The sequence below is a fragment of the Streptomyces sp. D2-8 genome (genome assembly GCF_023184515.1).
GTDB lineage: Bacteria > Actinomycetota > Actinomycetes > Streptomycetales > Streptomycetaceae > Streptomyces.
The window spans coordinates 786,712-800,748 of sequence record NZ_JAAHBP010000001.1; the positions used below are offsets into that span (position 1 = coordinate 786,712).

Consider the following 14,037-nt stretch of genomic DNA (forward strand, 5'->3'; position numbering starts at 1 on the left):
AGGCTGCTCTACTTCGTTCGGCTCGGACGGTGGGTCAGGACGACGGCGCCGAAGCGGTCATCGTGCGGAGCTGTGGCGGTCGAGGCGCGGCGCGGTGGTCCGGAAGTCGTCGAGGAGTTCTACGGCGGCCCGGGCGCGGATGGCCTCCAGCTCGCCGCCACTCGTCACCGCGGTCCGGCGTGGCAGGGCCTCCACCGGAGGCACCAGATGCTTCGGCACCTGAGAGGGCATGTCGTATCGCGACCGGTCGAGCGGCAGCTGGTAGATGACGTCCCAGCCCGCCTCTCCGCGCAGCGCGCCTCGGATGCGTTCCTCGGCCATGTTCAGTTCCGACTGGCCCCTGGCGTCGCCCTCGCGCTCCCGGAATATCTCCCGGCAGCGTTCCTCCCACCCGTCGGCTCCGTGATCGAGGCCGATGTCGAGGAAGGGATTGCTGAACCGACCGCGGTCGTTCCTTCTCGTCGCCCTCCAGCCGCGAAGGAGCCGGAGGTTGCGTTCGGCGACGACCCCTCCCTGCGTGGCGGCCTTGCCGGCGTACTCCTCGGCGGAGTCGAGAAGCTTGTCCCGTCCCGCGGGGGAATCGAGCTGCTCGCTCTGTGCCACGGCCACGTACGCCGCGAGGACGTTGGCCTCCAGTACCAGGTCCGCGGGAACCTTGCGGTTGCTCACGCTGTCACGGGTGAGGGAGCGAGCCTGCTGGGCCGCCGCTTCCAGGTCACCAAACTTCACGAGGTCGTAGGCACGGTTCAGGGCGACGAGGGCGTAGAACGGACTCCGTCCGGCGTCGACAAGGTTGCCTGGGCGCCACAGGGTGGCCATGAGCAGCCAAAGTCCTCGGTCGTCGGTCATGCTCGGCGGCCACTGCCCGGACAACGCACCCGACTTGAGGTCGCGAAACTCGATCTGCTGAGGCCGGGGCAGAGCCATGTCGAGTGCGTCCATGGCCGTCACGTCGCCTTCGATGACGACGTCGTACAGCAGGTCCCACACATCGTCCGGTTCCTCTCGGACGAGCGTCTCGCCGAGGAGGAAGGACTGCCGACGCTGGTACGCCTGCCATGTGAGGCGCTCGGCCTGCTCACCGGTGACCGTTGTGGGGGCGAGACGGGCCCGCAGATACAAGCCCTCCCGCTCGTCCCGTCTCGTCCAGGGTGCGTCCTCGGGCATGAGGCCGCCGTGGTCGATCAGATCGTCGATGACGGACAGGGGCGCCCATGCGAGAAGTTCGTCGAGAAAGCGGTTCGGCACGGGAATTGCGCCGCGAGTGGCCGCGGTCGCGAAGAGGCTGAAGGCGGGGCCGCCTGAGACCGCGTGGGCACGTTTGCTGATCAGGTCCAGGCTGGGCGCCGTCGAACACAGCACTCTGCACCGCTCCAGGCCTGCCTCGTTGAGCCATCGCACACCGGTCGCCCAGAGGTTCCGCAGATGGCCGAGCACCGACTCCGGTGGAAGGAGATTCAACCCCGCGCGCACCGCGGGTAGCAGGCTCTCACGGTCCGGATCACCTTCGAGGGCTTGCGCGAGGACCGCCCGCTCAGCTTCAGGCATTCCGGTGGCTGCCGCTGCCTCCGTGAGCATGGCCAGCACGGCTTCGACCGCTTCACCGCCCCCGACGCCGAGCCAACGCCACTTGCGCTGAACGAAACCGCTCACGCTTGAGGAGCCCTGGCTCTCCCGGCGTTCACGCGCACGTTTCAGGCGCTCTTGTTCAGCGGCTTTCGCTGCCTGACGAGCGGCGACCGGATCCGTCATGTCGTACACCCCGACAGGGTATCCGCGGGATCTGACAATCCGTATGGCCTCGTACGTTTCGTGACCATGCGCGATGGGCCTCGCAAGGCATGGCGGATGTGGCGTGCGACGGTGGGCGGTTGGCCTATCCGCCCACGGCCCACCGCGCTCCTGCGACCACGCCCAACAGCAGAGCCGGCAATATCCACCACCACGGCATGGCCCTCCGCACCGAAGGCACCAGCCACAGCGCCGCTGCGGCCCCGGCGGCAGCGATGGTGAGGACGCACGACAGAACGATTCCGGCGTACGCGTCGTCGTCCCAGGTGCCGGACGGCGTGATGGTCAGTGCCGTCCAGCAGAAGTACGCGGCGATGAGGGTGAGCAGGGTGAGGGGTACAGCGAGGACCACACGGAGGCAGCCGCGGTCGTCGTCCACGTGGGAAGGGCTGGTCATCAGCGCAGTGCGTTCCTTGCCTCGTCCAGATCGTTCGCGCACCCACGCCCGTAGTCCTGGGCGTCGTCGGTCTCCCAGTACGGCCCGCCGTTGTAACGCGCGGCGAGTTCCTGGTACTGGGCCGGTGTCATCTCCTCGGCCGGCACATCGGCGAACTCGCTCTCCGCCTTGAGTTGGGCCAGGTACTCCGAAGCGATGAAGATGTTCTGCGCAAGATCCTGCAAGGCTGTTTCCACTGTGCCGCCCTGCTGATCGGTGAGGTGCTCGGGGTCGTAGCCGAGAACCTCGGCGCCACGTCGCACCTGGATGGCGATGGTTCGGACGGCAACTGAAGCGGTTTCGGCCGCGGACAGACCTGGAGTGGGCTGACTTCGGGTCGCGGACCGGGAACCAGGCGTCCACGATCGCGGCGACAGTCACCGACGAGGTCCTCAGTCTGCCGATGCCGATGAGGACGGGGTCGCAGGAAGAGGGCTGATGCCAGGTTCGAAGTGGGCGCGGAGGTAGATGCGGGTGCGCTTCGGCGAGTACTCGTGTGCGTACAGACGGACGCAGCGCTTGTCGGACGTGTCGTACGCGTCGGACGTGCCGTACGGGTTGTCGGGGGTTCCGGAGGTGCCGGGGTCCTCGGTGGCCTTGGCGGCGTCGGGGCAGACGTAGCCGTAGCGCATGCCGTCCTTGAACGTCTCGGGTTCCGGGAGCCCGAGGTGGGCGAAGTCATGGGGAGTTACGTCGGCCTGCGCGGACGAGGGCTCCAGCCACTTGCCCTCCGCGGGATGCTCCTTCAGGTAGGTCTCCGCCTCGGACCTCGTCAGCGTGAAGGTGAGCAGGCCCGTGTCGAAACGGGAGGTGACCTCGTACGCGGCCTGTGGGGACCGGGCTGTGACCGGGACGTCAAGGCCCATCTGCTCGCTCATCCACTCCGACGAGATTCCCTCGGCCCACTTCGCGTCCGCAGCCTGTTCCGCCACGCGGTCGTCGGCGCCGTCACCGCCCCGGTCGGCGAGGAGCCACGCCCCTGTGGTCACGGCGCCCGAGAGGGCCAGTACGCCGGCGGTCACGCCTGCGATGAGCCACAAGCGGCGGCCACCACGACCGCCGTTGCCGCCGCCTTCCTCGGGTGCCCGGTACGCGTCGACGTCGTTCATCGGCCGTCCGCCCTCTCCGCCGCCCTGCCGGTCGTACGGTCCTGCTGTTGCTCTCGGCCGGGATTCAAGCGTCCGTCCCTGCTGTCGTCGGGACCCGGTAGCGGGTCGTCGTTGGGCTCCGAGGAGCCGAGATCGTAGTTCTTGACGCTGCTACTGCCCGTCATGTCGAACTCCTGGGCGAGGCCTACCCGGTGCAGCTTGGCCATCTCTCCGTCGGGAATGTCCAGCGGGCCGACGTTGACGCCCTTGCCCTCGTCCCAGTTGTAGCGGTCCCAGACGTTTGCCTGGTAGTCGATGCTGATCTTGGGGTTGCCATTCACATCCGGAACGGCCGTCACCACGCCGGTGACGTTGGTATTGGCGCCGCCCACCGCGTAGAACCAGTTGGGATCAACCTGCTGAGTGAAGTAGAAGCCCTCGGGTTGCTTCGCCTCGACCGGGAAGGCGACCGGTCTTCCTCCGTTCTTCTCGAACTCCGCGAGAGCCTGCTTGCGCCAGTCGTCCTGGTTCAGCCGGACGATGTCGTCGACGTACGTCCTGAAGGCGGGGACGTCCGTCATCATCTTGTCCACGGGCAGGTTCATGACGCTGCCGCTGTTTCCCAGGTAGTGGGCCATATGACGGGACGCGTCCGTCATGCCCTTCCAGTCGGCGCCCTCCGTCAGCAACTCCATCTTCTGCTTGGTGGCCCACTCGTCGAAGCCTGGTGATTCGGACCCGTGTTTTCCCGAGCCCGCGTCCGCCGCGATCTGCGGCATGGTGGGGCTGAGAATGCCTGCTGCCAGCAGGTCGTCCTTCTGCGCCAGCCAGAGCTGTGCCCGTGCCTCGGGGCTCAGGGACTCCCACAGGCGTCCCAGTTCGGCCCGCTGCTTCGGGCTCGCGTCCCCGCCGAGCGCGGCCAGTTCCTTCGCACGCGGCAGTTGTTCCTCGTCAAGGGAGGTGTACTTAGCATGGCCCGCGTTGTGCGGGTCGTTGCCGTGGCTCTTGCGCAGCGCGCGTACTGCCGCCGCGTCGACCTCGGCAGCGTGCTGGACGATTCCGGTGAGAGTGTCCGCGTACCACTGGATCCGGTCCTTGGTGCGCTGGTCGGGGCCTTCGGGAGTGCACATCGCCTCCGAGACGCGAACCGTGCCGCCCGGACCGTCGAAGACGAGGAGGCCTGGGTCCGGCGGTTCGTGGGCCGGGTCGCCCTTGCGCGCCGAATCGGTGAGGCTCTGCGCCTGCTTCTGGTACCGCGTCAGCTCGGCGTGGGCGTCGCCGAGGACGTTGGCGATGCTCTCGGCCTCTGTCTGGAGGTCCGTGAATTCCTTGGCCGTTTTGCGCACGAAGTCCTTGGTCACGCCGGCGTTGACGCCCTTCCAACGGGCGCCGTCGGACTTCTTCGTCAAGCCGTCCCGTACGTCGGTCGTGAGCTTGGCCAGATCGCCGGCCATCGTTCTCCAGTCGGACGCAGCCGTGCCCAGCTTGGTGAGGTCCAGGGCCATGAGGTCCGAGTACGAAAAATCTCCCATGGCGCGACCTACTTGAAGTAGTCGTTCAGCGCTGAGACGGGCAACGGTCCAGTACGGCCCCGGATCTCGGCGGCGATCCCGGCGTCCTCCCGCGCATACAGCTTCTTGCTGTAGTCGAGGTGGTTGGAGATGTGCGCGCAGGCTTGGAGGACGTGCTTCACCTGCGAGGTCCAGATCTCGACCGTCGACTCCAGTTCCGCACCGAGCCCGAGGTTGTGGCTCTTGAGCGCGGCGGCCGCCTGCATGGTGGACCCCGATCCGTTCTTGTCCACGCCCGTACCGGCGACGTCGGCCTTCTTCTTCAGCTCGCCGTGGAGGATGAACGCCTCGTGACCGACGGCCCCGAGGTCGTCCTGGTGCACCACGAGATCCGAGTCGCCGGCACCTGCCGCCCCGGCCTGATTCAGCCGCATCCGCGCAGCCTGGCCCTCCGACGCCGCAGCCTTGGCCCTCTCCCACTCTTCCCAAGCCAATTCGGTCCCCCCGTCCCGTCGCCAGTCATGCTTAGGCGAGCCGTGTAATAGCTGCCTTCCGTCGCTCACGCAAATCTATCAACCCCCTCCATGTGAGCAGCAGTTCACCTCGACCGCGACTCGGCCCCTCGGCCGGGTTTGCCGGGAACGGCATGGTCGTCACAAGGCCGAAGTGCTTCTCTCGGCGGCATGAGCACTTGTGCGGGTGAACTTTCGAGGTTTGGCGGTGTAGTGACCGTGTGCTTTCTAGCGTGGCCGTCAGTGGGTACGGGCGGTGGAGGTGAGCGGGCGGGTGAGCGAACTGGTACAGCAGCCGGACGAAACCATGGCTGCGGACATGGCCTCGGAGGGCGAGACGGAGGCTTCGAGGTCGCCCGAGCCGGGGTCGGGCATCCTCCGAGTGTTCGGTCGGCAGCTGAAGCGGTTCCGGCTGCGGGCGGGGTTGGAGCGGGCCGAGTTCGGGTCGCGGACCGGGTACTCGGCGTCCACGATCGCGGCGTTCGAGCAGGGGAGGCGGGTGCCGCCGCCTCGGTTCATTGACGTGGCGGACGAACTGCTTGACGCGGGCGGGGTCTTGCAGGAGATGAAGGAGGAGGTTGCGCGGGCGCAGTTCCCGGCGTTCTTCCGGGATGCGGCTCGGTTGGAGGCGGAGGCGGTTGAGCTGCATGTCTACGACACACACTTGATCAATGGGCTTCTACAGACAGAGGAGTACGCGCGCGCCGTATTCGCGATGCGCCGACCGCTCTTGGACGAGGAGACGATCGAGCAGAGGGTGGCCGCCCGGATGCTCAGGCAAGAGATCTTCTCCCGATGGCCCGCACCGTTGATGAGCTTCGTCATCGAGGAGGCTGTACTGCGCCGCCCCATCGGCGGTACTGAGGTTCATCGCAGCCAACTTGAGCAGATCATGCTCACCGGGCAGAACCGCAACGTCGAGATCCAAGTCATGCCGTTGCAGCGGGAGGACCATGCGGGACTTGCAGGTCCTTTCACTCTGATCGAGACCAGGGCGGGGCAGCGGATCGCATACGCAGAGGTTCAGAAAAGTAGCCACCTCTATACCGAGCGGACGCCCGTTCGGGAGCTTGAGGCGCAGTATGGGATTATCCGGGCTCAGGCTCTCACTCCACGAGAGTCGATGGCTTTCATCGAGGGACTGCTGGGGGAGCTATGAAGGGCGCGACGGAACTGACCTGGGCCAAGAGCACCTACAGCAGCGGTGAGGGTGGTCAGTGTGTCGAGGTAGCCACCTGTTCTCAGGCTGTCCATGTGCGGGACTCCAAGGACACTGCCCGTCCTGGACTGGCTGTTGGCCCGGATGCCTGGCAGGTGTTCGTCGGGTACGCCGTCGACCAGACCACCTGAGTATCACCCTGCGGCTTTGAACGGCTCACCTGCGGCGGGGACTTGGAACGGAGGCTGCGGACCACTGGCCGAGTTCGTGGACGAAGTCCTTGTAGGAGCGGTTGGTACCGTTCGGGCCCGAGGCTAGTAGGCCTAGCGACCGGGCCTCCTCGGCTACCTTGGGCCCGTCACTCTCCCGGAAGGCCGGGGAACCCAGCCTGCGCTTGAGTTCTTCCTTGGGGCTCTTGATGGTTCCTGTGTCGCGGCCTTGGAGTTGCGCGGGAATCTTCCAGTTGGGTCGGACGGCAGGGAAGGCGTCCGGGAAGAGTAAGAGCCAGGCTTCCGACTCCCAAGCGGCCAGCGCCAACGCCGAGTTGCAGGGGCCTTCACGGGTGAGAGCTCCGGCGACGTTCGCACGGACACGGGTGTACGCGGCGTCCGTGTAGCCGTCCAAGTCTTCGTGGATCACCAGCCCGACCAGCGGGCCCTTCGCCCGGAGCGCCCGGCCCTTCGCTTTACCGATGATCGTGCGGATGCGGGCGGCGAGTTCGGAGCCGGTGGCCGTCTTGAGGCGAGTCTTGTCGCTGATCTCGACGAGCCGGGCGTTGCCAAGGTCCGGGTGATGCTGCTTGATGATCTCGGCGACGATCCGGCAGTCGTTGGAGTCCTCGCTGGCGAGCACGATGACACCGCGCCCCTGCGGCCCTTTGTTTCTGGCTTTCACAGCTCCTCCCCGGTGAGGTCGCCTCCGAGGACGCCGGAGAACCAGAGTTCGCCGAGCGGTAGGTCTCCGCTCTCCTCGACGATCGCGCGTACGTCGCCCGTGGTGATGGCGGGGATGAGGGAGGCGCCGTCGTCGTCGCGCTCACAGATCACGATTTCCTCGGGCAGAAGGCGATCCGTGAGGGCGGGGGAGTGGGTGGCGACAATGAACTGAGTGAGCGCGCTGGCCTCACGCAACCGCTCCACGATCAGCCGCAGTGCCTGCGGATGAAGACCGTGGTCGATCTCCTCGATGCATGTGAGGGCGGGGGGCGAGGGGTCGTAGAGCAGAGCCAGGAGGCCGAGGAGGCGGACGGTTCCATAGCTGGCGTCGGCAAGGGGAGTGGGACGCCGCAGACCACGTTCGCGAAGGAAGACCGTGATTCGGTCGGCCCCGCCTCCGACCTGGACGAACTCGATGTCCAGCAACTGGGGGAGCACGGAACGCGCGTCGTCCACCAGCCGGTCCCAAAGATCTTCGTCCCCGGTGTGGTCGCCCATGTGGAGTACGTACAAGAAGGCGGCCAGGTTGTCTGCGTTGGACGACAGGGCGTCGTAGTTGACCCGGGACGGCTGGCGCGCCGCGTCCACGTTCACATCGAACACCCGGAACGAGGAAAGCTGGTGCGCAACCCGCGCGACCTCAGTGCCGCCTTCCGTGCTGGTCAGGCGGGGAAGGGTGGAGAGGCCGCTGCTGAGTCGCTGGATGCCGAACTCGCTGCTGTCCTCAAGACCGCTGCTCGGCCGGGTGTCGACCACGGTGGCGCGCTCGCCCGACACGGTGATACGGCGTCCTCGCCCCCGCGTCCGCTTGAACTGGAAGCTCTCGCTGCGGGTGAGGCGGTAGCGGCCGTAGTCCCGGTTGCTCGGTGCTGAGTAGCGCCGGACCTTGAGGTCGTACTCGTCGGGGGCATTGGGGCTGGAGTGGGTGGTCCAGGTCGCCTTGAGTCGAATGCGAAGGGTGGTCGGCCGTTTGGGGCCGCCCCAGAAGGCGACCTCGTCGAACCCGCCTCGGGTTTCGAGGGCGGGTTCGAGGTCGGTTCGGATGATGTCGGCGAGTAGCTCGAAGACCTTGAGGACGTTCGACTTGCCGACACCGTTCGCACCGACGAGGACCGTGAGGGGCCCTAAGGGGATGGTCACGTCCCGCAGACTGCGGAAGTTCTCCACGTGCAGTTCGAGCAACTGTCCTGGCATGGACGGAACCTATCGGGAGGCGTGGGGCGGGGTGGGGTACGGCGGGTGTGGCGTCGGCACGCGCCACTGACGGTCAGTCATCTACCGGCGCCTCGTCCCACCGTCCGCAGGTTTCGGGTGGAGTCCATCGCCCTGCGGCAATCTCGGCGTCCAAGCGCGCTTGGAAGTGTGCATGAGCACCCCGCATCTCGGCCTCACGGTCTGCTTTGTAGAAGGGGGCTTGGTATCCCTCGGGGGGTGGGGTGGTGTCGGGTGATACGAGGTGCGCTAGAAGGGCGGGGTAGGTCTCCTTGGTTTGGCTGTGGCCATAGGCGTATGAATCGCGGGCGACCTTACGCCCATTTGCGTCGAAGTACATTTCAGCTTCGCGTTCCGCAAGGACGGGAAAGCGAGTTTTATAGATTGCAGTGATCTGATCGGCAGTGATGCCAAGCCATACAGACACGAGGGCATCGATTTCGACGAGGGCTGCGCGGCGCTCGTATTCGGTACGGAGAGGCGTCTCGCTTGTCCAGTTGGATACGAGATGCTCCGAAATAGGCGAAAGGTTGGGCCATTTCGCAGCCCAGTTTTCGTATCCAAGCCAGGTGGCATGGAAGAGTTCTCGCCAAATAGGTGCATAGGCGCCGGTCAAGCAGTTCAGGCGCAAAGTTCGGAGAAGAAGAGGGTGCGCTAGAGGATGATTCGGGGTGGGGGCGGGCATGTCAGGTGCTCCTCCAACCTGAAGATCCGCCCGCCCGGTAATGCGCAGTAGGTAGTCCAGCGGCAGAGAAGCCCAGAATCCTGCACTAAGGGCAGTGAGTCGATTATTGTCCAATGCCATGGAATGGACGGCATTGACGTGTGCGGGTCCAGGTGGAATGAGGGCTGAGAATAGGCTGCGTTCGCTATTGAATGGGATCATGCGTCGCCAGGCGAGGCGAAAATGCTCTGTGTAGCGTCGACCGTCCCAGATATCTTGAGCTTCCTGATATCTGCTCAATGCGCACGCGCGCGTGTAGTTTGTTTTGGGGATGAAGTTGGGTTCGAGGTCCGACAGTTTTACGGGGAGCCAGTCATTATTGCTTCGGCAGGGGATCTTGGGTTCCTTAGCGAAGGGAAGTGCGCCGCCGAAATGTGGACCCTGAAGTACAACGTCGTCCAGGGTGGCGACTTCCCTGTTCACCCAGCGGATGTAGCCGTCCTTCTTGCCGTTGGCTTCGTGATATCCGCTGCTGATTCGTGGCCTTTGGTCAACGGCCCGATCTCTAACCACGCTCAGTGCGTAGATTGCTCCCTCTTCCAAGGTGGTCACCGGGTGCAGAAGGGGCGTTTGGGTGAGTGGTGCGGCGGTATCGGTTGAGAGCCGTCGCCAGCTATCCAATCGCTCATCATCTACCGAAATAATTCGCGTACGGTGAGGGCGGAGATCCCATGCGCCCATGTGTCGTATGCCGGGAGTCCGGCCCTCTCCGCTATGCTTAAGGGAGTCGACTAGGGTCTCTGCTGCGAAAAGCCAGCTCACGTGAGCGAAAGACGTCGGCTGGCGTCGCCCGTAGATGTGTAGGCCAAAGAGGGCATTGTCGCTAATCTCAGAAAAAAGCTTCATCTTGTTCATGAACTGACTGTGGAGGCGCAGGTGGGCGTAGGCTGTTTCTCTGAGCTTCCCCTCTTTGGTGCCGCCAAAGTGTGTGTCGGGGTGAATTAGTCCGGCGATCCCGTTAGGGCCTAGATTTCCCCATGCTCGACACATGAAAGCCCGATATAGGTCCGGCTGCGTACTTGTGAGCAGTGGGTACGTTGCAGGGTCTCCCAGCATTGCAACCACGCCAGTGTTGGCAGCTAGCTCCATCAGGAAATATTGAGAGTTGACGGCGTTTGCCTCTCCCAATACGTCTTCTTTCTGGAGTTGCCACTCAGTCACGCCTGGCTTCTCTGCCAGTACAAACCATGGTTCTAGCTCCGCAAGGACCAGATCCTCCTGCCACCGAGGCCGAACCCAAGGCGGATTCCCAACTTGCAAGTCATACCCACCCTTAGCAAACACCTGCGCAAAGTCCAACTCCCAGTGGAAGAACCCCTGCGCCCGCGCCACATCCCCCGCCACCGAAGCCCATGGAAACCGCAACTCCAACTGCTGGAAATGCTCCATGCCCATCAGATCCGGCAGCGCATCCTCATAAGGCTCCAGCTCCGCCAGCGTCCCGAACTCCGCCACCAGCGAGTCCGCCGGCACATCCTCCGTGCCGATCAGTGCCTCCGCGAACTCCAGCCAGTCGTCCAGCCCCGCCAGCGGAACCACCGCCCGCTTGCGCGCACCCCCGATGGCCTCCTTGCGGCGCCCCGTCCGCCGGCGCTCCACCGAGGCCGCCGTCAGCTCGCCCTCACCAGTCACCTCGCCGAACAGGTCGGTCGTCTCCCAGGACATCAGGACCCCGGACTCGTCCGCCGCCCGCAACCCCTCCGCCACCGCACCCGAAGGAAGTTCCTCAGCCCCCCGCTCATACACCGCCGCCGTACCGTCCAGCAGCCCAGCCTCCTGCACCGGCCAGAACCACAACGCGCACCACGCGTCCATCAGCGTCTTGAGGCGCCAGTACGGGGTGTCGGGAGCGGTCAGGTCAGCGACGACCTTCTCCCGCTGCACCGCGACCTCCGGTGACCGCAGCCAGCCGTCCTCCGCGCCCCACACGTCGATCCGGCGCGAGATGTCCCGCTCCGAGATCTCCAGGCGCCGTACGACCAGCTCCCACAGGAACTCGACCCGCCGGGCCAGGGCCTGAAGCCGTTCCGACTGTTTGGCGGTGGGCGTCCGGGTGATCATCTTGCGCCAGTTGCCGAGCGTGCGCGCCGCCTCCGGGGCGAGCGCCTTCGCCTCCTTCTCGGCCGCGACCGCGCCCCACTCCTTCGCGGGGAGGAGGAAGTGGTGGACGGCGTTCTCGGTGACGCGCTGCACCGAACCGCTCCGGGTCGTGCGCTCGGTCACCGTCACCGGGAGGCCGTTCGCCGCGTCCGTCAGGGGGAAGCGTTCCGGCGTCGTCCCGAGCCAGGCCGCCTTCTTCAGCTTCTCCGCCGGGTAGACCTCACGCCGGCCGCCGATCAGCGAGTTGCCGCGCCGCAGGTGCAGGCCGAACCACGGGGCCTCCATGCCGGGGTGCATGGTGTTGAGCCACAGGGACACCTCAGCCAGCTCCACGGCGGTCTCGTTGAGGTCGACGCCGTAGGAGTTGTGCAGGGCGATGTACGCCTTGGCCTTCTGGAGCTCGATCGCGTACTTCTCCGTGTCGATCGGCGTGCCCAGCTCCTCCTGGCGGCGGCGCAGGTACTCCGACGCGACCTGGTTGATGGCCTCGTTGAGGAACGCGCCCGAGCCGAGCGCCGGCTCGCAGATCTTCCAGTCGAGCAGCTCGCGCGCCTCGGTCGTCGTACCGTCCTGGTCCAGGCGGTGTTGGAGGGCCAGTTGGACCGTGACCTTGGTGAGGGACTCGGGGGTGTAGTACGAGGCGGAGGTCTGGCGGTCGCGGCCGGAGAGGCGGTAGACGAACGAGCCGGGTTCGTAGGTGACGCGGACGTCCTCGCCGGTCTCCTCGTCGCGGCGGTACACGAACACGTTGCTCGGATAGTCGTCGATCTTCGACTTCGGGATCAGCCAGGAGCCGTCCTTCGGATCGCCGCCCTTGGCGACCTCGTACAGATCCTCGTTGTCGGCCGCGATGAATCCGCTGTACGACATCAGACCCTCGTACACGGCCCCGAGCTGGTTGATGCCGAGCTGGGCGTACGAGATGAAGCCGCCGCGTTCGCCCTTCTTGCCGCGGGTGATCATCAGCAGGCGCAGCACCTTGTAGAGGGTGGCGTTCCGCAGCCGGGTGTCCAGGAGTCGGCCTGAGCCCTCAAGGCCGGCCTCGGCGTCCTCCTCGTCGTACCCGTCGGCGTCGTCGGAGTCGTCGTGGGGGTGCGGGATCGCGCCCAGGCCGATCAGCCGGATCGACTCCGGCTCGAACAGCTTGGAGCGCAGCGGCTCGAAGCGCAGGCCCACGTCCTCGCTGGTCTTGGCGTCCGCCTCGACGCCGTCCGTCTCCAAGGCTGCGGGCCCGTGCGTGCGGCGGGAACGGTAGCCCTCCTGCACCTTGCGGAACAGCAGGTCCAGGGACTCGTACAGGTATGTGCCCTGACGGGACTTCTCGTCGACCAGGTCGCGTTCGGCGATCAGTTCGCCGAGGCGGCCGAGGCCGTAGCCCTGCTGGTACTCGGGATAGTCGGCGGGCAGGATGCCCAGCTCGGGGCGGGCCTCCGCGTAGAGGAGGAACAGGACGCGGTAGAGGTAGCGGAGTGACTCGCGGGTCAACTGCTTGCCGAGATCGGGCAGTTCGCCGATGTCCTCGGGGCGTACGTCCTGGTCGCGCAGCCGGGCCAGGACCTCGCTCGCGATCAGCTCGACGCTCAGGCGCAGACCGTCGCGCAGTTCGCTGGAGACGCCGACCGCGTGCTTGGTGGACTTGTCGACGAGCTCGGAGAGGGGGTTCTCGCCGCCCTCCTCCGGGGTGCGCAGCGAGTCCGCGCCGAACAGGGCGGCGATCGTGTCGAGTTCGCCGCCCGCCTTGGTGTCGTTGCGTTGCAGGGCCGCGTCCAGGGAGACCGCGAGGTAGCGTCCCTCGCCCCACACCATCCGGTCCGCGAGGACGACGACCCCGCCGACCAGCAGCAGCATGTAGCGGGGCGCGTCCTCGCAGGCGAAGAGGAACGAGGCGAGCTTCGAGCCCGTCGGTACGGTGTTCCGGCCGTCCAGCGGTACCGGCTCCAGGAGGCGGCCGGGGCCCTCCGGGTCGAGGGCGGCGTCCGGTTCGGCGGCCCAGCCGCAGTCGACCGCGACCAGGCCCTTCTCGGCGTGGGCCACCCGCACCTCGTACGGCTGGTCGGCGCGCGTGACCGTCATCGTGCGCGGCTTGGCGTCGTAGCCGAGCGCGCGCAGCACCTCCGCGTTCAGGGTGCGGACCCGCTCGCACCAGGCGGGGGAGTCGTACGTCGCCGAGTCGTCCTCGGTGTCCTGGGCGGCGGCCGTACCGTCCTCGTCCTCGGGGAGGGCGAAGGAGGAACGGGCCCGGAAGTAGCGGCGACGCAGCTCACGCAGGCCTGCGCGCGGGGTGACCGGCAGGGCGTCGGCGTCCGGTTCCCCCGGGGCCGCTTCGGACGTCGCGTCGGCTCCCGCCGTGGCCGCCCGCTCGGCCTCTGCCCTTGCCTCGTCCTCGCGCTGCTTCCAGGTGGCCAGCAGTCCCGACTTGAGGTCCTTGGGCAGCACTTCGGCGAGGTAGTGCGCCGAGAAGTAGTCTCCTCGGTTGACCAGGGAGTCGTACGTCATGTCCGGTCTCTTCTCAGGGAATCACAGGTCGGGAAGCCTGGCGGGCGGGGCCGGGCCGTGGGTGGGCGGCGCG

General features: G+C 66.3%; 11 protein-coding genes. 2 read left to right on the forward strand and 9 right to left on the reverse strand.

Features of this window, described 5'->3' with window-relative positions:
• Positions 1 to 57: 57 nt before the first annotated feature.
• From G3I77_RS03520 to G3I77_RS03550, 6 genes are all read right to left on the reverse strand, one after another.
• Positions 58 to 1,653: a hypothetical protein gene (locus G3I77_RS03520; protein WP_248500985.1), complete on the reverse strand. Its 1,596-nt coding sequence runs from the start codon at positions 1,651 to 1,653 to the stop codon at positions 58 to 60.
• A gap of 223 nt (positions 1,654 to 1,876) precedes the next feature.
• Positions 1,877 to 2,188, reverse strand: a complete 312-nt coding sequence (locus tag G3I77_RS03525) for a hypothetical protein (protein ID WP_248500986.1) — start codon at positions 2,186 to 2,188, stop codon at positions 1,877 to 1,879.
• Complete coding sequence (locus G3I77_RS03530) at positions 2,188 to 2,490, reverse strand: hypothetical protein (protein WP_248500988.1); 303 nt, start codon at positions 2,488 to 2,490, stop codon at positions 2,188 to 2,190. Before G3I77_RS03530 ends, G3I77_RS03525 begins: the two co-directional genes overlap by 1 nt.
• Before the next feature lie 129 nt (positions 2,491 to 2,619).
• Positions 2,620 to 3,336, reverse strand: a complete 717-nt coding sequence (locus G3I77_RS03540; protein ID WP_248500989.1) for a hypothetical protein — start codon at positions 3,334 to 3,336, stop codon at positions 2,620 to 2,622.
• Entirely contained in the window at positions 3,333 to 4,847 is a 1,515-nt protein-coding gene (locus tag G3I77_RS03545; RefSeq protein WP_248500990.1) for a hypothetical protein, read from the reverse strand. Before G3I77_RS03545 ends, G3I77_RS03540 begins: the two co-directional genes overlap by 4 nt.
• An 8-nt stretch (positions 4,848 to 4,855) precedes the next feature.
• A complete protein-coding gene (locus tag G3I77_RS03550; RefSeq protein ID WP_374385269.1) occupies positions 4,856 to 5,260 on the reverse strand; it encodes a hypothetical protein in 405 nt (134 codons plus the stop codon).
• 385 nt (positions 5,261 to 5,645) lie between these two features.
• Here G3I77_RS03550 and G3I77_RS03555 point away from each other — a divergent pair, with 385 nt between their 5' ends.
• On the forward strand, positions 5,646 to 6,497 hold the full coding sequence (locus G3I77_RS03555; RefSeq protein WP_374385341.1) for a helix-turn-helix domain-containing protein: 852 nt from the start codon (positions 5,646 to 5,648) through the stop codon (positions 6,495 to 6,497).
• Entirely contained in the window at positions 6,494 to 6,688 is a 195-nt protein-coding gene (locus G3I77_RS03560; RefSeq protein ID WP_248500992.1) for a DUF397 domain-containing protein, read from the forward strand. Before G3I77_RS03555 ends, G3I77_RS03560 begins: the two co-directional genes overlap by 4 nt.
• A 25-nt stretch (positions 6,689 to 6,713) precedes the next feature.
• On the opposite strand, the gene G3I77_RS03565 is transcribed toward G3I77_RS03560, so the two are convergent.
• The 3 genes from G3I77_RS03565 to G3I77_RS03575 form a co-directional block, all read right to left on the reverse strand.
• Positions 6,714 to 7,349 (reverse strand): hypothetical protein, encoded by a 636-nt coding sequence (locus G3I77_RS03565; protein ID WP_248500993.1) that lies wholly within the window; start codon positions 7,347 to 7,349, stop codon positions 6,714 to 6,716.
• A 38-nt stretch (positions 7,350 to 7,387) separates the two neighbouring features.
• Positions 7,388 to 8,626, reverse strand: a complete 1,239-nt coding sequence (locus tag G3I77_RS03570; protein WP_248500994.1) for an AAA family ATPase — start codon at positions 8,624 to 8,626, stop codon at positions 7,388 to 7,390.
• Between the two features lie 73 nt (positions 8,627 to 8,699).
• Entirely contained in the window at positions 8,700 to 13,964 is a 5,265-nt protein-coding gene (locus G3I77_RS03575) for a class I SAM-dependent DNA methyltransferase (RefSeq protein WP_248500995.1), read from the reverse strand.
• Positions 13,965 to 14,037: the final 73 nt, after the last annotated feature.